Here is an 18,933-nt window from a genome sequence, read left to right on the forward strand (position 1 = left end):
TTTGTCACGGATGTGTGACCAAATTGCCGCCCTTTAGAAGGGGATTTCATCGTCCATCGGGCCGCCGCCACTCTGCCCACCGCCGCCGAAGCCGCCGCCCTGGCCACCGCCATAGCCACCGCCGGACCCGCCGCCATAGCCACCGCCACCGCCGGATTCACCCCCGAAGCCGCCCCCTGAGGACGAACCGCCGCTATAGTCGGGTATGCTGCCGCCGCCGCCACCCTCTCCACGGCCATCGAGCATCGTCAGGTTGGCGTTGTAGCCCTGGAGAACGACTTCGGTCGTATACCGGTCCTGGCCCGACTGATCCTGCCACTTGCGGGTCTGCAATTGGCCTTCGAGATACACCTTGGATCCCTTCCGCAGGTAGTTCTCAGCAATCTTGCAGAGCCCCTCGGAAAAGATGACCACCCGGTGCCATTCCGTCTTTTCCCGTCGTTCCCCGCTGTTGCGGTCCCGCCAGCTTTCCGAGGTAGCGATGCTCAAATTGGCGATCGGACGCCCGTCCTGGGTCCGGCGGATTTCCGGATCGGCTCCAAGATTTCCCACGAGAATGACCTTGTTGACGCTGCCCGCCATAACGACCTCCTGTTGCGAAGGCGCTGAAATCCTGCCGTTTCGGCGCCAAAGATTGAAATTTGCCCGACCCTATCGCCTTCGTGCCCGCCATCCGATGCTTTTCCGGTGCAACAAGCGCTTTTCCACAAATGGGACCGCAAGATTGGCCCGCCGGGCCTTGCCGACCTCGTGGATCCGATAGATCTGGCTATTTTGTTCTTGTTATGTTCATTTCGCAAGCATAGTGTTTGCCTGTCATATGCACAAATCGCAGGCGGATCGGTCCGGCCGGCTGGCGCTGCCACGGTAGAATGCTATATCCGGCATTTGACCGGATCGCGCACGGCCCTCCGTTCCCGGCATCCAACGCCTGCCAATACCTTGCTCCGAGGATCGTCCGTCATGGCGAAATCGAAATCTGCCCCAGCCTCCCGTCCCTCCGCACCGATTGACCCCACACGGACACTGTCCGTTCGCGGCGCGCGGGAGCACAATCTGAAAGGCGTCGATCTCGATCTGCCGAGGGACAAGCTGATAGTGATGACCGGCCTTTCCGGGTCTGGAAAATCCTCGCTGGCCTTCGACACGATCTACGCGGAAGGCCAGCGCCGCTATGTCGAGAGCCTGTCGGCCTATGCGCGCCAGTTTCTGGAGATGATGCAGAAGCCGGATGTCGATCAGATCGAGGGCCTGTCGCCGGCGATCTCGATCGAACAGAAGACGACCTCCAAGAATCCGCGCTCCACGGTGGGAACGGTCACCGAAATCTATGATTACATGCGCCTTCTCTTCGCCCGGGTCGGCGTGCCGTATTCGCCGGCCACCGGCCTGCCGATCGAAAGCCAGACCGTCAGCCAGATGGTCGACCGGGTGATGACGCTTGACGAGGGAACCCGCCTCTACCTGCTTGCGCCGATTGTGCGCGGCCGCAAGGGTGAGTACCGGAAAGAGTTGGCCGACCTGATGAAAAAGGGGTTCCAGCGGGTCAAGATCGACGGGACATTCCATGAAATCGCCGACGCCCCGGCCCTGGACAAAAAAATCAAGCATGACATTGACGTAGTCGTGGACCGGATTGTCGTGCGCGATGATATCGCAGGCCGTCTGGCCGACTCCTTCGAAACGGCGCTCAAGCTCGCCGATGGCATCGCAATAGCCGAATTCGCCGATCAGACAGACGAAAACGGCCATCCAGCCCGCCTGATTTTTTCCGAAAAATTCGCCTGTCCCGTGTCGGGGTTCACGATCTCGGAAATCGAACCCCGGCTGTTTTCCTTCAACAACCCGTTCGGCGCCTGCTCCACCTGTGACGGGCTGGGCACCACATTGGCATTCGAGGCCGATCTAGTGGTCCCCGACCAAAGCCTGTCCTTGCGCGAAGGCGCGATCCTGCCCTGGGCCAAAACCGGTTCGACATCTCCCTACTACACGCAAACCCTGGAGGCCTTGTGCCGGCACTACGACGTGTCCATGGCGACCCCCTGGACGGATCTGCCGGGAGAGGTCCGAACCGCCATTCTGCACGGGACGGGAAAAGCAAAGATCGAGTTCGTCTATGATGACGGCGTGCGCAGCTACCGGACGGAAAAGAGTTTTGAAGGTGTCATTGGAAACATCGAACGGCGCTGGCGGGAGACAGAATCCAGCTGGGTGCGCGAGGAACTCTCGCGCTTTCAGTCCGATCACCCGTGTCCGGCCTGCGAAGGCTACCGGCTGAAACCCGAAGCGCTGGCCGTGCGGATCGCCGGGCGGCATATTGGCCACGCTGCCAAACTCAGCATCCGGGATGCCGGACAATGGTTCGACACGCTGCCAGACCTGCTGAGCGCCAAGGACCGGGAAATCGCCGGCCGGATCCTGAAGGAGATCCGGGAGCGGCTGAAATTCCTCAACGATGTCGGTCTGGAGTATCTGACCCTGTCGCGCGGGTCCGGGACGCTCTCCGGCGGCGAAAGCCAGCGCATCCGGCTGGCTTCTCAGATCGGGTCCGGACTGACCGGTGTGCTTTATGTTCTCGACGAACCCTCGATCGGCCTGCACCAGCGCGACAACGCCCGCCTGCTCGAGACGCTCAAACACCTGCGCGATCTCGGAAACACCGTGATTGTCGTTGAGCATGACGAGGATGCGGTTCTGTCTGCGGACTATGTCGTCGATGTTGGCCCCGGTGCCGGTGTCCATGGCGGGGAAATCGTCGCCCAGGGCACGCCGGCCGAAGTCATGGCCAACCCGAACTCCCTTACCGGCCAATACCTGTCGGGCACCCTTGTGATCCCGCAGCCGGCCGAACGCCGAAAAATCAAGAAAACGCGGAAGATCTCCGTGATCGGCGCACGGGGGAACAACCTGAAAGACGTATCCGTCGACATTCCACTCGGCACATTCACGTGCGTCACCGGCGTGTCCGGCGGCGGCAAATCGACATTCCTGATCGATACGCTGTTCAAGGCCGCGGCCCGGCGGCTGAATGGCGCGAGGGACAATCCGGCGCCGCACGACCGGATCGACGGCCTGGAGCATCTGGACAAGGTGATCGATATCGATCAGTCGCCAATCGGCCGGACACCGCGCTCCAATCCGGCGACCTATACCGGCGCTTTCACGCCGATCCGCGAGTGGTTCGCCGGCATGCCCGAGGCGAAGGCGCGCGGATATGCGCCCGGCCGGTTTTCCTTCAACGTCAAGGGCGGGCGCTGCGAGGCCTGCCAGGGCGACGGCGTGATCAAGATCGAAATGCACTTCCTGCCAGACGTTTATGTCACCTGCGACGTTTGCAAGGGACAACGTTACAATCGCGAGACGCTGGAAGTGCAATTCAAGGGCAAATCGATCGCCGATGTCCTCGACATGACCGTTGAGGAAGCGGCCGCGTTCTTCTCCGCCGTTCCGGCGGTACGCGACAAGATGGAAACCCTCGCACGCGTGGGGCTCGGATACATCAAGGTCGGACAGCAGGCCACGACCCTGTCAGGCGGCGAGGCGCAACGGGTCAAACTCGCCAAGGAACTGTCGAAGCGCTCCACGGGCCGGACGCTGTATATTTTGGACGAACCGACGACCGGATTGCATTTCCATGACGTGGCAAAGCTGTTGGAAGTGCTGCATGAACTGGTCGAACAGGGAAACACGGTTCTGGTCATTGAACACAACCTTGAGGTGATCAAGACGGCCGACTGGATCGTGGATATGGGGCCGGAGGGTGGCGATGGAGGAGGCACCGTCGTGGCCACCGGGCGGCCGGAGGACGTCGCGGACGTCGCGTCCAGCTACACCGGGCAATTCCTGAAGGAACTCCTGGCACGCCGGCCGCATCACACCGTGGATGCCGCCGAATAGGTTGCAGTGCACCAAGCTTTTTCCGTGAGGACTTTCAAGCTTTTTTGCTTTTGTCCGGCCGATGGCTGCGACAATTTGTGCTGCATTGCAAACAGCGCATGACTGACATGCATTTCTGAGCCTTCTTTTAATTCGGAGCGCGAATTATATCTGGGTCATCGAGTTGATGACGCAGCGCCGCGACGCGCTGCCATGGACAGAAAGAAATAGGTCGATGTTCGACACCGTCGTTCGCAAGTACAACAACTGGGTGAAGTACCGCCGCACCGTGGATGAGCTGTCTCGGCTCTCCAACCGGGAGTTGGGCGATCTTGGCATCACCCGCAACCAGATTGAGTTTGTCGCCCGTCGCGGACGCGGCTGACCGAACTCGAAAAAGCTCGCGGTCCAAGGCTACCTCCTCCTCCCAAGCCAAGGACCGCGTCGAGGCAAGGCCACCTCCTCCCAGCCTTGTCTCATCCAAACGACGCCCGCCGGTACCTCCTCCCACCGGCGGGCGATCGTTTTTCAAGCCTGCGCGCCCCGCACCTTTTTCCATACGTCCGATCAGTACAACAGTGCCCGCACCCAGAAATTAAGTGTGACGGCGGCACCTGATCTATGCGGATCAACTTTCAACAATGCCTTTAAGACTTTGGTGACCTGCATTTTACTCAAGGCTGTCTTGCAAAATAGGGTCTACCTGATGGGCAAGTCCGGGCTTATCTAGCACTCAACAGATTTGATCGGGCCCGGCGCCGAACGGCACCACGGCCCCCACAGACACGGTCCCCATAGAAAGGCCAGAACCATGCTTGATTCCGTCGTTCGCTCCTTCCGCAACTGGAAGCGCTACCAGAACACCTACAATGAACTGTCCCGTCTGAGTGAGCGCGAACTCACAGATCTCGGGATCAGCCGCGGCGATATCGACCGGTATGCCCGCGCCTCGATGAAGTGAACCGAACATCCGGGCCGCGCCAACCTCCCATGGCAACGCCCGGCCTCCCGCATGTCACTGCGGGTTTCAAAGACGCCTGCCGGACCTCCCACCGGCAGGCGTTCTTTGTTTCAAGGCCCAGTTTTTGCGGCCAGTTTTTGCGGCCAGTTTTTGCGGCCAGTTTTTGCGTTCAGGATTATGCCCCCAGGAGCATACGCTGAACGCCTTCGGTGGAGCCATATCGGCGGGGGCACGTTACCGTTTCCACACGTTGCGGGCCGCGCCCCGCAATCACGCCGCCTGCATACGAGCTAGTAATCCTTGGACATCCAGGCTTTCAGGGCAACGATATCCGGCGCTTTGCCATTCCCGCGTGGCCACGAGTCGACCGCGTATCGTTTCCCGGACTGCTTTTCCCGGATGGAGGCGGTGGCATGGGGGTACTTTCCATCGAGGAGAAAGCCCCGGGAAACAGGCCGGCCCACCGTGTGATGCCTCAGATACCCGCGTGTCTGCGCCATCAGGAGCAAACTGGTGGTGTTGGTCGCCTCGTCGATACAGTCCATCTGGCCGCGCACATGGGCGTTGTGCAGATCAAGACCGCCCCGGTCATCCGCCGACCCGACCTCAGGGGCGACCCGGCGTTCGTTCCAGGCCACTGCGCGGGCGATCGCCTCGCGCTCGGCCGCGGGCGATGCCCGGCCCCGGGCGAGCAGCGCGCGCAGATGACCGGTATCACGACCGGAATACCGGACCGGTGAGCGATAGATGCAGCCAAAACCGTGACAGATAAACAACCGGTCCTGTGTCGGGCCCAAACCTTCCGAATAGGCAAACCATGCGCCCGCGTCACCATCCGATTGACTGACGCAGCCGGAGACCAAAACCACCAAGCCCATCGAAATCAGCGCCCGGCGGATATGAAGCCAAACCATGCGTTCAAGCCCTCCGTCCTTGTCCCTGCCCCTGCCGGATACCCCGGAATGATCCGCGCCAAGATTGGCGGAGCCATCTAAATTCTGCTAGGATCATCACATGTTATGACATGCCGCAGGCAAAAGATCGCATTTGCCCGGACAATGGTGAACGAAGGCGATCTCGCGCACCGTGACTGCGGCCCCAAACCCCTTGAGACAGAGGACTGTATGAAGCCTATCCATGTGATCGGCGGTGGCCTGGCCGGTTCGGAAGCCGCCTGGCAGATCGCCCGGCGCGGTATCCCGGTCGTTCTTCATGAAATGCGCCCGGTCCGGCGCACCGACGCCCACCAGACGGACGGGCTGGCGGAACTGGTCTGCTCCAATTCGTTTCGCTCCGACGATTCCGAGCAGAACGCGGTGGGTCTGCTTCACCATGAACTGCGCCAGGCAGGGTCTTTGATCATGGCGTGCGGCGATGCGAACCAGGTGCCCGCCGGCAGCGCGCTTGCGGTCGACCGGGACGGGTTTTCGGATGCCGTGACAAAGGCCCTGACCGACCATCCGCTGATCACCGTCGAGCGTGGCGAGATCGCGGGCCTCCCGCCCGAGGAGTGGGACAGCGTGATCGTGGCGACCGGCCCCCTCACCTCGCCCGCGCTCTCGCAAGCGGTTCTCGCCAAGAGCGGCGAAGATGCACTGGCCTTTTTCGACGCGATCGCGCCGATTGTCCATTTCGACAGCATCGATCTGGGCAAGGCCTGGTTCCAGTCCCGCTACGACAAAGCAGGGCCCGGCGGAACCGGCAAGGATTATCTCAACTGCCCGATGGACAAGGCCCAATACGAGGCGTTCATCGATGCTCTTCTGGCGGGCGACACGACGGATTTCAAGGAATGGGAGGCGAACACGCCCTATTTCGACGGCTGCTTGCCGATCGAGGTCATGGCGGCCCGGGGTCGGGAAACCCTTCGCCACGGCCCGATGAAACCGATGGGCCTGACCAATCCTCACAATCCGGAGGTGAAGGCCTACGCGGTGGTGCAACTGCGCCAGGACAATGCGCTCGGCACGCTCTACAACATGGTCGGATTTCAAACGAAACTCAAATACGGCGCGCAGGCCGGCATCTTCCGGATGATCCCCGGCCTGGAAGACGCCCAGTTCGCCCGTCTGGGCGGGCTGCACCGGAACACGTTCCTGAATTCACCCAAGGTTCTCGACGCAAGTCTGCGTCTGAAGGCAGAGCCGCGCCTGCGGTTCGCCGGTCAGATCACAGGATGCGAAGGCTATGTGGAATCGGCCAGCGTCGGCTGCATGGCCGGCATCTTCGCTGCTCATGAGCGATTTGGGCGAGCTGTCTCAGCCCCGCCGGCGACCACCGCCATGGGCGCGCTGCTCGCCCACATTACCGGCGGTCATATCTCGCGGGACGAGGAAGCGCCGTCAGCTCCCCGCTCCTTCCAGCCGATGAATGTCAATTTCGGCCTGTTTCCGCCGGTGGAAGCACCGACCAAGGACGCGGACGGCAAGCGCATCAAGGGCAAGGACAAGACACGGGCCAAGAAACTGGCGATGACCCAGCGCGCCAAAACGGATTTTGCCGCCTGGCAAGCGCAGATCGGCCCTGTTCAGGCCGCGGCTGAGTGATTGTGGGAGCGGCGCCTCAGGCGCCGCGTTCCGCATACCAATCGACAGCCAGACGCTCCATATTCTGAACGAAGCGGTCCTTGCCAGAGACATAACTGTCCCAATCCCCGCCATCAATCCTGGACAATTTGCGTTTCAGGGCAACATATTCGGCGGCTTTTTCGGGATGTGCGATCAGGTAGTCCCGGAAAGCCAGGTGCCGGATCGCGTGATCCGACCCGGCAACAAAAACATGCAGGTGGTGGGTCCGGCGCCGCTCGGCGTTGAACTTGCGGAAATACCGACGTTCCGCGATGCCAAAAGTCCCCATCGCCTCATACCCGAGAAGCTGCATGCCCGCTGTTGCTGCGTCGCAGGCCTCAAGGCTTACCACTTCCGCCAAGAGATCAATGATGGGTTTTGCAAGGAGCCCGGGCACGGCCGTACTGCCGATATGATGGAGGCTGGTGAGGTTCCCGCCCAGAACGCCCGCAACCCGGACAGCTTCCTCCTCGAACTGCTGAGCCCATTCGCGCGAGTATTCCGTCAGTTCGACTGTTTCCTTCACCCGGTGTGCGCTCCTATATCCGGCTGACCGGTTTCCGGCTTGCCCGCCACAAAAGCCATTGCCGGCGCAATTTGGACACTTCGGCCAGTTCTTTGAGCGGATCGTGGTCCGGCACCTCGAGCTTTTTCAGATAGGGCTCGACCAGCGCCAGCGGAAGATAGGCTGCCGCGATCCGCGGCGTAATTGCATCCAGATTCTCGCGAACCCGCTTCAGATGGTGACGCACATGATCGCGCATCTCATAGAGAGCCGCCTTGAGCTCAGGGGTGGTCTGGCCCTGAAAAACGGTTTCGATCCGCACGCCATGGCGGGCCAGAAGATCAGAGGGCAGAAAGACCTGACGCCGCGACGCATGATAGGGAAGCGAGCGCATCAGGCCGGTCAAGGCGTAGGCAACACCGGCATGACCGGCCACGGTGGCCGTACCGGGGTCTTTCCCACCATTGAGGATCATTCCCGCGATCTGGAAAATAGCGGACGTGGTCTCACCTGCATAGCCTTCAAGATCGTGGAGGCTCGGCATCGGATCATCATACAGGTCGAAAACACGCGCATCGATCAGGTCTTGAAACGCACCGACCGGTAACCGATACGTGGCAATCGTTCTTTGGAGCGCGGCCGCATTGGGATTGCCGGCAACTTCGCCGTGTTCCACACCGTTGAGTAAGTCCCGCCACCATTGAAGGCGAACCTCGCCTGGCAAAGGGTCGCTGATCATCTGCCGGACCCGCGCAATCTCCGCATTGAACGCATAAAGGGCGAACAGACCCGGCCGGTGCGCCTTGTCGGCAAACAGAACGGACATGTACCGATTCCAGTCCTGTGTGCGCAGGCTTTCCGCAGCGTGATCGAAATCGCTAGTCATCAGGACTGTTGTCACTCCGAAGAAGACTTAATCAGCGGCAACAAGGGCCGCGGCCACGGCCCGGTCTTCGGACAACAGCACATTGAGCGTCCGGACGGCGGCTCCGGTCGACATCGAGTCCGCCATGATCCCGGCTTCCCGAAAGGCCGCCTTGAGATCAGCTGGAAGCGGCACGAGATCATTCCCGGTTCCCACCAGAAGGACCTCGATCTCTTCCTGTTCTTCGAAGACCTTTTCAAAGGCCTTCAGATCAAGGTCTGCCGGCTTGTTTGGCGCCCAACCATAAATCCCGCTCGGAACACACAGGATAGAACCCCGGTGTGACATCTCGGCGAAGCGGAAACCGCCGTCGCCATAGCTGTCGATCGGCGCCCGTCCGGGGAAATGCGCCTCGCGTACCAACATCAATCCGCCTCAGGCCTGAACGCCCTCTTTTGCTTCCGCTGCGCCTTCTTCTCCGTCCGGAGCCTTCCCGTCGCCGCGCAGATTGAGAAGGATCAAGATCGGCGACGCAATGAAAATCGACGAATAGGTTCCGATCAGGATCCCGAAAATCATCGCAAGCGTAAACGATTGGATGACTTCACCGCCGAAAGTGTAGAGTGACAGAAGCGCAAGAAGGGTTGTGACGGAGGTCAACACCGTTCGGGACAAGGTTTCGTTAATCGAGCGGTCGAGCAGATCCGAAAGAGCCATCTTCTTGTATTTTCGCAAGTTCTCCCTGATCCGGTCATAGACAACCACGGTATCGTTGAGCGAGTAACCGATAATCGTGAGAACGGCCGCGATGGACGAAAGCGAGAAATCCAGTTGGAGGATCACGAACAGGCCGATCGTGATTACCACATCATGAGCCGTCGTGATGATGGCGCCAACGGCGAAATGCCATTCGAACCGGAACCAGATATAAAACAGGATCGCCAGAAGCGACACGCCAACAGCTATGGTGCCCGCCTGGGCGAGTTCACTCGAAACCCGCGGCCCGATCACTTCGACCCGGCGGAACTCGTAGTTCTTGCCCTCGAACAGGGTTCGGACCTGTCCGACAACGGCCTGCTGAGCCAATTCGCCGCCCGGCTGTTCCTCGACGCGGACGAGAACCTCGTCCTCTCCACCGAATTGCTGAACCTGAACATCGCCAAGATTCAGGGTTCCGAGGTCCGAGCGGATCTGAGCGATATCAGCCGGACCATCGGTCTTGAGTTCGATGATCGTGCCGCCCTTGAAGTCGATCCCGTAATTCAGGCCGACTGTCACGAACAGCGCAATCGACGCCAGCACAAGGAGGATGGACGCAGGAAAGCTCACCTTCCGCAACCACATGAATTTGAGATGCGTGTTGTCCGGCACCAAACGGAGCAAGGCCATGATCTGTCTCCCGGACTAAATCGGCAATTGAGAGGGCCGCCGCCAGCGGACCCACGTGGCCACCAGCAGGCGGCTGAAGGTGAAAGCGCAGAACACCGTCGTGAAGATCCCGATCGCCAGTGTGACGGCAAACCCCCGGACCGGGCCGGAGCCAAGCTGGAACAGGATCAGCGCGGCGATCAACGTCGTGATGTTCGCATCAAGGATGGTCCCAAGCGCGCGTTTGTAGCCCGCGTCGATCGCGGAAATCGCGGATCTACCGGCCCGCGCCTCCTCCCGGATACGTTCGAAGATCAGAACGTTGGCATCAACCGCCATCCCGATGGTCAGGACGATCCCGGCGATCCCCGGCAAGGTCAACGTGGCTTGCAGGAAGGTCAGCGCGCCGAAAATGAGAACGATATTCGATGCCAGCGCCAAATCCGCGATAATGCCGAAACGCCCGTAGGCCAGGATCATGAAGATGATCACAGCGGCACCGGCAATGATCGATGCGATCCGGCCTGCATCGACGGAATCCTGCCCAAGTCCGGGCCCGATGGACCGTTCTTCGATCACGGTGAGCTTGGCGGGCAGTGCCCCGGCGCGCAACAGAACGGCCAGATCGTTCGCTCCGTCCACGGTGAAGCTGCCGGAAATCTGGCCCGATCCCCCGGTGATCGGCTCACGGATAACCGGGGCTGAAATCACCTCATCATCCAGAACGATCGCAAACGGACGGCCGACATTCTGTTGCGTGATGTTGGAAAACTTCCGCGCGCCGGAAGTGTTGAACCGGAAGTTGACCACCGGTTCGTTCGTCCGTTGATCGAAACTGACCTGGGCATCGACCAGATCTTCTCCGCTCAGAAGCGGGGATTCCTCGAGAAGATACGGAATGGGTGGGTCGTCCATCGACATGACGACCATCGTGCCCACGGGCGGGCGAACCTGAAGCGCCTGATCGCCCGACATGGAATTGTCGACCATATGAAAGGTCAGCTGCGCCGTTTGCCCCACCAGGGCCTTCAGGCGCTCGGGATCGTCTTCGCCAGGCGCCTCGACAAGAATGCGGTCCGTGCCCTGACGCTGAATGTTCGGTTCGGTGGTGCCGAGTTCGTCGACACGCCGGCGGATCACCTCGATCGACTGTTGAACGATCGATTGCAAACGGTTGTCGAGACCATCTTCGGTGTAGGTGAAGCGTATCAACCCGTCATTGCCGACAGTCAGCTCGAACTCGTCGACCGGCTGACCGCCGAACAGGGAAGACACGAGGGGATTGCGCAGTTCGTCGAGCCGTTCGGCTGCTTCTTCCAGCCGGCTCAGATCCCGGATGCGAACTTGTGCAGCATCGCCTTGAACGCCCAGCCCGGTATAGCCGATCCTCGGATCTTCCCTAAGCAGCGTCCGGATGTCTCCGACAAGGCTGGACAGCCGTTTCTGAACGTAATCCTGCTGATCCACCTCATAAAGGAGATACGCGCCCCCCTGAAGATCGAGGCCCAGAACCATCTGGTTTTTCGGCAGAAAGTCCGGCCAGCTCTCAAGGGTCTGCTTGGACAGGAAATTGGGAAGCGTTGCGAGAAAACCGGCGGTGATCACCACCACAATCAGGGCGATCTTCCAGCGGGCGAAATAGAGCATGACATCAAGCCTGTGATGGAGTTCGGGCCGGCTGTGAGACCGGCCCGCCGCATTTCATTTCCGGATCGGATCCGGCCGGAAAGGACAGCGTTAGGAGTTGTCCTTCACCGGCTCCGACTTGGCGCGCACTTCCTGTACCATGTTGCGGACAAGACGAACCTTGACACCCTCGGCAAGCTCGACATGCAGCTCGCCATCGTCGACGACTTTCGACACCTTGCCGATCAGGCCGCCCGACGTGACCACCGTGTCACCACGGCGCAGGTTAGACACCATTTCCTGATGTTGTTTCATCCGTTGCCGCTGGGGCCGGATGATCAGGAACCACATGATGGCGAAAATCGCGACAAATGGCAGGAGCGACAACAGGAAATCGGAACCGGAAGCCGGACCGGCGGCCTGCGCGTAGGCGGGCGTAATGAGCATTCAAGTCTCCCTAACGTCCAAAGATCCGTCTGCGCGAGAGCAGTCCAGACGGCTGGAGGATTTTCAGTGGCGCGGACTATAACCACGGTTGTTGCGTTTTCAAGGCATACCGGCATCAACCAGCGTACCGGAACGCCCCGAAACGGCTTTTCCGCGCCTTTCACACCGTGCTAACCGTTCGAGCCGGCGAAGATGGTCCTCAAATGGGGCAAATTGACAGGGGATACAAGGCACAAATGACCGACCCGGACACACTTTCGGCTCTCAATGCCAAACTCGATTCTCTGTTGTCCCTCTTAGAACGGGCCGTCCCGCCTGTCCCGAAGGTGCCCGATTTCACGGCCGCAGACGCCTTCGTCTGGTGGCCAAACCCGGGCGAGCTTCATCCGGTGGCGCGGGTCAACCGCGTGGATTTGGCACTCTTGTGTGCCGTGACCCGCCTCAAGGAGATCCTTCTGGACAACACGCGGCGCTTTGCCAAAGGCCTCCCCGCAAACAACGCTTTGCTCTGGGGTGCAAGGGGAATGGGCAAGAGTTCGCTGGTCAAGGCCGTTCATGCGGCAGTGAATGCCAGCTTGGACAGCCCAACCTTGAAGCTGGTGGAAATCCACCGCGAGGACATCGACACCCTGCCCGCCCTGATGATGCAGATCCGCGATGCCGAAGCCCGTTTCATCATCTTCTGCGACGACCTGTCCTTCGACCACGACGACACGTCCTACAAGTCGCTCAAGGCGGTGCTGGAAGGCGGGATCGAGGGACGGCCGGACAATGTGATCTTCTACGCCACCTCGAACCGGCGGCATCTACTGCCCCGTGACATGATCGAAAACGAACGATCGACCGCGATCAATCCGGCGGAAGCTGTGGAAGAAAAAGTGTCTTTGTCCGACCGGTTCGGATTGTGGCTCGGTTTCCACAAATGCAGCCAGGACGACTATCTCGAAATGGTCCGCGCGTATGCCGATCACTATGCCCTGATCATCGAACCGGCCCGCCTGCGCGCCGAAGCGCTGGAATGGGCCACAACCAGGGGAAGCCGCTCGGGCCGTGTCGCGTTTCAGTTCATCCAGGATCTCGCCGGCCGCCTAGAGAAAACGCTTTGAGCCCTATCCCCTGGGGAGGTACTTCAGGGGATCGACCGGCTTGTTGCCGCGGCGGAGCTCGAAATGCACCTGTGGCGTGGTGACCGAACCGGTTGCGCCCGCCAGGCCGACCACATCTCCGCGCCGGACCGTATCGCCCCGTTTGACTTTCAGCTCACTATTGTGCGCATAGGCGCTGACCCAGCCATCGTCATGGCGCAAGAGAACCAGATTACCGTAGCCCTGCAGTTCATTGCCTGAGTAGATGACTGTACCGGGAGCCGCGGCGAGCACCGGCGTTCCTTCCGGAACGGCCAGGTTGATGCCTTCATTATGTCCACCACCCGGCTTGGCGCCGAACTCGGAAATGATGCGCCCACGCACTGGCCAGCGAAACTGCGTCGCACTGGCCGATACTTCTTCCGGCTGCACGGCTGCCACGACCTGCGGGGTTTGCTCGGGCATGCTGGATCCTGCCGGATTCGGCGTTGCCGACGGGCCGGAAGCCGGAGCCGGCTGGGACGTGGAGACCGTCCGGACCGGCTGGCGATCTGGGATCGGCGGGCTCGCCGGGCTGGAGATCGATGCTGTGGTTTGAGGCATCTGCCCCGAAGCGGACGGCAACGTCACCGGCTTGGTTCGCGGCGCGGCACTGACGCGGATGGGCTCCGGCGATGAGGCCGCGACTTGCCCGGCGGAGATCTCCGCAAAACTGGGCTGCCGTGCTGGCTTGCGCTGCGGCACGCCGCTTTGGGACGTTGCCGCAATGGACCCGGTCGACTGCGGCACCGGTCCAGAAGCTGCAGGCAGGGCGACCGGCTGCGCGGCGGAAACACTTTGCCGCGCCGGGGTGTCCTGGGCGCCGTAGACATATGTCGGGATGATGATGGATTGGCCGGGCTGAAGCGGCGCATTGTCCGGAAGGCCGTTGACACGGGCGACAGCCTGCGCCGGCACACCGTAGCGGCGCGCGATCTTGTCGACGCTGTCGCCGGACCTGGCAGCGATGCGCGTCCCGCCAGTGGAGGTCCACCCCTTCCAGGACACGGGCTGCGCGGCACCGGCCGGGACCACCGGCGCGGACACTACCGCTGCCGGCGCCGCAAGGACGGCACCGGGCTGGGGCACGCCTTGCATGGCTGGAAGGGGCTGACTTTGAATGGTGCGCTGCGGCGCGGGGGTGCGGATTGAGCCGGTCGAAACAGGGGCTGATGACGCCGGGGGCAAACCGGCGACCGTCCCGCCGGTTCCATTGACGATATCATCGTAACTTGGCTGACTTGCCTCACCGCCCAAAATCGCGCGCTGATTGCCGGTGCCGCCCGTGTAGATCGGCGCCTCTCCGAACCGTTCCACAGCATTGCTGCAGCCGGCGAGAACGCCGCCAATCAGTGTCACCAGAGCGACTTTGGTCATCAAGTCGCTGCGGAGGGTACGCATCCGCTTATCCATAGCCCTACTCAAACCGAACTAGAAATGGCCGTTATGGTTAAGAGTAGACAGCAGTAAGGTTTATAAAACCTGAAGAAATCCGCTAAAAGGATCGGGAGTTAGAGGCTCTGCGCCCGGCCGGGAGACATCGAAACCAACCGGACCCGGTCAATTTGCTTCTCCACGCGGTTCCCGGTCTCAAACGAGATCCTGGTCAGCACCTGGGCCTGGCGGGCCGGGCCGATGGGGGCAATCAGGACACCGTCCGGTGTCAGCTGGTTGATCAGGGTTTCAGGCACCGCATCAACAGCGCCGGTCAGGATGATACGGTCGAATGGAGCTTTCGACTTAAGTCCGGTAAATCCGTCCGCGCAGTGGACCTCCACTTTGGTCATCTTCAAGGCCGCCAGGCGTTGACGGGCCAGATCCGCCAGAGTTCTGTACCTGTCAATGGTATCGACACGCGCAGCCAAATGCCCAAGAATGGCGGCCTGATAGCCGGATCCGGTGCCAATCTCCAACACCGAATGGCTGGATGACACGGACAGCGCCTGCAGCACCGCGGCGACAAAGGACGGCGCCGACACCACCTGCCCGCATTCGATCGGCAACGGCGAATCCTCGTAGGCCAGATCATGATGGCGGGCGGACAGGAACAAGCGGCGCGGCACGCGCTCAATCGCGGACAACAGCTCGCGAGAACCAATTCCCCGGCGCCGTAGTCCCAGAACCAGTGCCGCCCTCGCCTCCGCCTCGTCGGGCAGGACCTGAGAACCATCTGACTGTGGATCGGATACGCGAATGGCCATGCGCCGCCTTTGGCTGTCAGGTCAGACCGATTGTCAGGTCCGACACCATATCATGCGCGGTCAAGTCGATGCGGAGCGGCGTGACCGAAACGTAGCCGTCCCGAACTGCATGAAGATCGGAATTGCCGCGAATGGATTCTCCCCTGTCGCGGAAGCCGAGCCAGTAGTATGGAAATCCGCGCCGGTCCTCCCGCTCGTCGATCACAAGGCCGCTTTGTTCATGATGCCCTTGCACGGTCACCCGCACGCCCTTGACCGCGTCGGGGCGGACGGCCGGAAAATTGACATTCAGAAGCGTGTAGCGCGGCATGTCGAAGGCCATCAGCTTCCTGAACAAGGCTGGCGCGTGCGCCTCCGCCGTTTCATAGGGGGGCTCGGTCTTCGTGTTCCAATCATAGGCCTGGGACACGGCGATGGAGCGGATGCCAAGAATGGCACCTTCCATCGCACCGGCCACCGTGCCGGAATAGGTGACATCCTCGGCCAGATTCTGGCCCCGGTTGATGCCGGACAGCACCAGATCCGGCATGTCGGGCAGAACCTTGCGCACCCCCATGATCACGCAGTCGGTCGGCGTTCCCTTCAGTGCGAAGCGGCGTTCCGAGATCTGCCGCAACCGCAACGGGTCGCTGAGTGTCAGCGAATGAGCTACACCGCTCTGGTCGGTTTCCGGAGCGATGGTCCACACGTCGCCGGACAACTGGGCGGCGATCCGTTCCAGCGCGTCGAGACCCGGGGCGTTGATGCCGTCGTCATTGGTGATGAGAATCCGCATTTAGCCAATTGTCTCCAGTCCGTTCATGTAAGGGCGCAAAACCTCCGGAACCGTCACAGTTCCATCTGCGTTCTGGTAGGTCTCCAAAACGGCAATGAGCGTGCGGCCTACGGCCAGACCCGAGCCGTTCAGGGTGTGCACGGGCACCGTCTGTTTCGCATCCGCGGGCCGGTAGCGGGCATTCATGCGCCGGGCCTGAAAATCTCCGCAAACGGAGCAGGAGGAGATTTCGCGGTAGCTGCCCTGCCCGGGCAGCCAGACCTCGATGTCGTAGGTCTTGCGCGCGCCAAATCCCATATCGCCGGTGCAAAGGGTCATGACTCGATAGTGAAGCCCCAGCTTCTTCAACACGTTTTCCGCGCAGTCCAGCATGCGCTCCAGTTCGTTCAGCGACTCTTGCGGGGTGGTGACCGACACCATTTCACATTTCTCGAACTGGTGCTGACGCAGCATGCCACGGGTGTCACGGCCGGCCGACCCCGCTTCGGACCGGAAGCAATAGGTCAGCGCGGCCACGCGAAGCGGCAAATCGGTTTCGGCCAGGATCTGACCGGCGACCAGATTGGTCAGCGGCACTTCGGCCGTTGGGATCAGATAATGGTCTCCCGCCTTGAAGAGGTCTTCCTCGAACTTCGGCAGTTGGCCCGTTCCGAACAGTGGCTTGTCGTGCACCAGGAGAGGCGGCGACACTTCGGTATAGCCGTGTTCCTGTGTGTGGAGATCAATCATGAACTGGCCAAGCGCGCGTTCAAGACGCGCGATTTGGCCCTTCAGCACAACAAACCGGGCTCCGGACAACTCGGCGGCCGTTGAAAAATCCATACCGCCAAGGGCCTCGCCGAGGTCGAAGTGTTCCTTGGGCGCATGATTGAATGTAAAGACCGGTTTTTGGCCATGTTCGCGGTAAAGCACGTTGCCGGATTCATCAGGGCCGACCGGCACGTCGTCATGCGGCAAGTTGGGGATAACCGCCATCGCCGCCTCAAGCGCGGCAATCAGCTTGCGCTCCTCCTCCTCGCCCGACTGAACGAAGGCCTTGATATCGGCCACCTCCTTCATGAGCGACTGGGCTTTATCCTCGTCGCCGGCGGCCTTGGCCTTACCGATTTCCCTGGAGGCGGAGTTGCGGCGTTCCTGGGCTTCCTGAAGCTTGGTGATATGCGCGCGACGGGCGTCGTCAAGCGCGATCAGCTTGGCCGAACACGCTTCGTAGCCACGTTTGGCCAAGGCCCGGTCGAAGGCGTCGCTGTTTTCCCTGATCCACTTGATATCGAACATACTGTATCCCGGTACGGCGCTAGAGGGTTACGACCCGCCGAGCCAGGACCAGGTGCAGAAGGGATCAGGCTTCGTCCCCAGCCTCTTTTTCCGCTTCCTTTTCCGCCCGCTTCCGCTCGATGAGTCTGACTGAAAGGATGGAGACTTCGTAGAGAAGGAGCGTGGGCAGTGCAAGACCGATCTGCGAGATCGGGTCGGGCGGCGTCAAAACGGCCGCCGCGGCGAATGCGCCGACAATCGCATATTTCCGCTTCTTCCTCAGGGTGTCGGCCGACACCATACCCGCCCGGCCCAGCAGCGTCAGGACGACGGGAAGCTGAAACACAAGACCGAAGGCGAAGATCAAGATCATGATCAGGCCGAGATACTCGCTGACGCGCGGCAGAAGGGAAATGGCGGCCTGACCGGCGGAGCCGTCCTGCTCCATCGACAGGAAGAAGGTCATCGCCATCGGCATGACCAGAAAATAAACCAGGCACGCACCGATCAGGAACAGGATCGGAGTAGCGGCCAGAAACGGCAGGAACGCCCCCCGCTCTTCCTTGTAGAGGCCCGGCGCCACGAACATGTAGATCTGGGTGGCGACGACGGGAAAGGCGAGGAACAATGCGCCAAAAAGCGCCAGTTTCAATTGGGTGAAGAAGTACTCCTGGGGAGCCGTGTAGATCAGTTCGATGGGCCGGGTTTCCCCCGCCGCCCGCTCGTAAGGCACGACGAGAATGTTGAAGATGTCCGTGGCGAAGAAAAAGCAGACCACGAACATCACCAGGATGGCCCCGATGGACCAGATCAGCCGCTGACGCAACTCGATCAGATGTTCGATGAGAGGCGCCTTGGAGGCGTCGATGTCTTCCTGGGTCATGCTTTGTTATCTTCCGCAACCGGTGCCGCGGCCGGATCTGGCGCGGAACCCGGAGCTGGGGCCGAAGAGGCGGCCGCGGGTTTGGTCGCCTCAGGTTTGGATACCTCAGGCGTTTCCGATACGGATGCCGCACCGGTTGGCGCCGCCGGCTTGCTGGCCGGTTGCGCGGGGTCCGGCGTCCCGCTCGTTCGCGGCTTGGCCTTGAAGTCGTCCTCGATGGACTTTTTCAGATCGCCGAGCGGATTGGTGTTTCCAATTTCCTCGACCTGTTTTTTCATGTCGAGAATGTCTGCCTCGCGCTCGGCTTCGCGCAGGGCGTCATTGAAAGTGGACTGAAACTCGCGCGACAACCGGCGCATCTTGCCGATTGTCTGGCCGAGCGAGCGCAGCATGCGCGGCAAGTCCTTAGGGCCCACCACGATGATCGCAACGCAGGCGATCATCAGAAGTTCCGTCCAACCGATGTCGAACATGTCAG

Annotated in this window: 19 protein-coding genes; 5 read left to right on the forward strand and 14 right to left on the reverse strand. The window is 61.0% G+C overall.

The features are described 5' to 3' along the window. Positions 1-33: 33 nt before the first annotated feature. Complete coding sequence (locus tag F0184_RS15130) at positions 34-582, reverse strand: single-stranded DNA-binding protein (RefSeq protein ID WP_150497041.1); 549 nt, start codon at positions 580-582, stop codon at positions 34-36. A gap of 381 nt (positions 583-963) precedes the next feature. On the opposite strand from F0184_RS15130, the gene uvrA reads away from it, so the two are divergent. The 3 genes from uvrA (at position 964) to F0184_RS15145 (ending at position 4,837) form a co-directional block, all read left to right on the forward strand. Beyond that, complete coding sequence (uvrA, locus tag F0184_RS15135) at positions 964-3,897, forward strand: excinuclease ABC subunit UvrA (RefSeq protein WP_188656276.1); 2,934 nt, start codon at positions 964-966, stop codon at positions 3,895-3,897. 214 nt (positions 3,898-4,111) lie between these two features. Continuing rightward, positions 4,112-4,261 (forward strand): DUF1127 domain-containing protein, encoded by a 150-nt coding sequence (locus F0184_RS15140; protein ID WP_150497042.1) that lies wholly within the window; start codon positions 4,112-4,114, stop codon positions 4,259-4,261. Positions 4,262-4,687: 426 nt separating this feature from the next. Next, positions 4,688-4,837 (forward strand): DUF1127 domain-containing protein, encoded by a 150-nt coding sequence (locus F0184_RS15145; RefSeq protein WP_150497043.1) that lies wholly within the window; start codon positions 4,688-4,690, stop codon positions 4,835-4,837. Positions 4,838-5,127: 290 nt separating this feature from the next. Here F0184_RS15145 and F0184_RS15150 read toward each other — a convergent pair whose 3' ends face one another. Further along, complete coding sequence (locus F0184_RS15150; protein ID WP_150497044.1) at positions 5,128-5,751, reverse strand: hypothetical protein; 624 nt, start codon at positions 5,749-5,751, stop codon at positions 5,128-5,130. A 210-nt stretch (positions 5,752-5,961) separates the two neighbouring features. Between F0184_RS15150 and trmFO the strand changes: the two genes are divergently transcribed. Continuing rightward, positions 5,962-7,383, forward strand: coding sequence for a methylenetetrahydrofolate--tRNA-(uracil(54)-C(5))-methyltransferase (FADH(2)-oxidizing) TrmFO (gene trmFO, locus F0184_RS15155; protein ID WP_150497045.1), 1,422 nt, complete (start codon positions 5,962-5,964; stop codon positions 7,381-7,383). Between the two features lie 16 nt (positions 7,384-7,399). On the opposite strand, the gene F0184_RS15160 is transcribed toward trmFO, so the two are convergent. The 6 genes from F0184_RS15160 to yajC all read right to left on the reverse strand — a co-directional run bounded on the left by F0184_RS15160 (position 7,400) and on the right by yajC (position 12,215). Next, positions 7,400-7,930, reverse strand: coding sequence for a GrpB family protein (locus F0184_RS15160; protein WP_206668356.1), 531 nt, complete (start codon positions 7,928-7,930; stop codon positions 7,400-7,402). A gap of 13 nt (positions 7,931-7,943) precedes the next feature. Then, positions 7,944-8,795: a phytoene/squalene synthase family protein gene (locus tag F0184_RS15165; RefSeq protein ID WP_150497046.1), complete on the reverse strand. Its 852-nt coding sequence runs from the start codon at positions 8,793-8,795 to the stop codon at positions 7,944-7,946. A 27-nt stretch (positions 8,796-8,822) separates the two neighbouring features. Continuing rightward, a complete protein-coding gene (locus F0184_RS15170; protein ID WP_150497047.1) occupies positions 8,823-9,200 on the reverse strand; it encodes an Mth938-like domain-containing protein in 378 nt (125 codons plus the stop codon). A gap of 9 nt (positions 9,201-9,209) precedes the next feature. Then, complete coding sequence (secF, locus tag F0184_RS20915; RefSeq protein WP_172972124.1) at positions 9,210-10,163, reverse strand: protein translocase subunit SecF; 954 nt, start codon at positions 10,161-10,163, stop codon at positions 9,210-9,212. Between the two features lie 15 nt (positions 10,164-10,178). Then, complete coding sequence (gene secD, locus F0184_RS20920) at positions 10,179-11,789, reverse strand: protein translocase subunit SecD (protein ID WP_172972125.1); 1,611 nt, start codon at positions 11,787-11,789, stop codon at positions 10,179-10,181. A gap of 90 nt (positions 11,790-11,879) precedes the next feature. Continuing rightward, entirely contained in the window at positions 11,880-12,215 is a 336-nt protein-coding gene (gene yajC / locus F0184_RS15180) for a preprotein translocase subunit YajC (RefSeq protein WP_150497048.1), read from the reverse strand. A gap of 236 nt (positions 12,216-12,451) precedes the next feature. Between yajC and F0184_RS15185 the strand changes: the two genes are divergently transcribed. Continuing rightward, the gene (locus F0184_RS15185) at positions 12,452-13,321 is read left to right on the forward strand and encodes an ATP-binding protein (RefSeq protein WP_150497049.1); all 870 of its coding nucleotides are present in this window, start codon (positions 12,452-12,454) and stop codon (positions 13,319-13,321) included. A gap of 3 nt (positions 13,322-13,324) precedes the next feature. Here the strand turns inward: F0184_RS15185 and F0184_RS15190 are convergent, their stop codons facing one another. The 6 genes from F0184_RS15190 to tatB form a co-directional block, all read right to left on the reverse strand. Further along, the gene (locus tag F0184_RS15190; protein WP_208998503.1) at positions 13,325-14,740 is read right to left on the reverse strand and encodes a murein hydrolase activator EnvC family protein; all 1,416 of its coding nucleotides are present in this window, start codon (positions 14,738-14,740) and stop codon (positions 13,325-13,327) included. Between the two features lie 110 nt (positions 14,741-14,850). After that, a complete protein-coding gene (locus F0184_RS15195) occupies positions 14,851-15,540 on the reverse strand; it encodes a protein-L-isoaspartate(D-aspartate) O-methyltransferase (RefSeq protein WP_150497051.1) in 690 nt (229 codons plus the stop codon). A 16-nt stretch (positions 15,541-15,556) separates the two neighbouring features. After that, positions 15,557-16,315 (reverse strand): 5'/3'-nucleotidase SurE, encoded by a 759-nt coding sequence (gene surE, locus F0184_RS15200; protein ID WP_150497052.1) that lies wholly within the window; start codon positions 16,313-16,315, stop codon positions 15,557-15,559. Continuing rightward, positions 16,316-17,593, reverse strand: a complete 1,278-nt coding sequence (gene serS, locus F0184_RS15205; RefSeq protein ID WP_150497053.1) for a serine--tRNA ligase — start codon at positions 17,591-17,593, stop codon at positions 16,316-16,318. It abuts the gene before it with no gap. A 64-nt stretch (positions 17,594-17,657) separates the two neighbouring features. Further along, positions 17,658-18,455, reverse strand: coding sequence for a twin-arginine translocase subunit TatC (gene tatC, locus F0184_RS15210; RefSeq protein WP_150497054.1), 798 nt, complete (start codon positions 18,453-18,455; stop codon positions 17,658-17,660). Then, positions 18,452-18,928 (reverse strand): Sec-independent protein translocase protein TatB, encoded by a 477-nt coding sequence (gene tatB / locus F0184_RS15215; protein WP_150497055.1) that lies wholly within the window; start codon positions 18,926-18,928, stop codon positions 18,452-18,454. The genes tatC and tatB overlap by 4 nt, the downstream gene beginning before the upstream one ends. Positions 18,929-18,933: the final 5 nt, after the last annotated feature.

It is taken from the genome of Roseibium aquae (genome assembly GCF_008711285.1).
GTDB classification, from domain to species: domain Bacteria; phylum Pseudomonadota; class Alphaproteobacteria; order Rhizobiales; family Stappiaceae; genus Roseibium; species Roseibium aquae.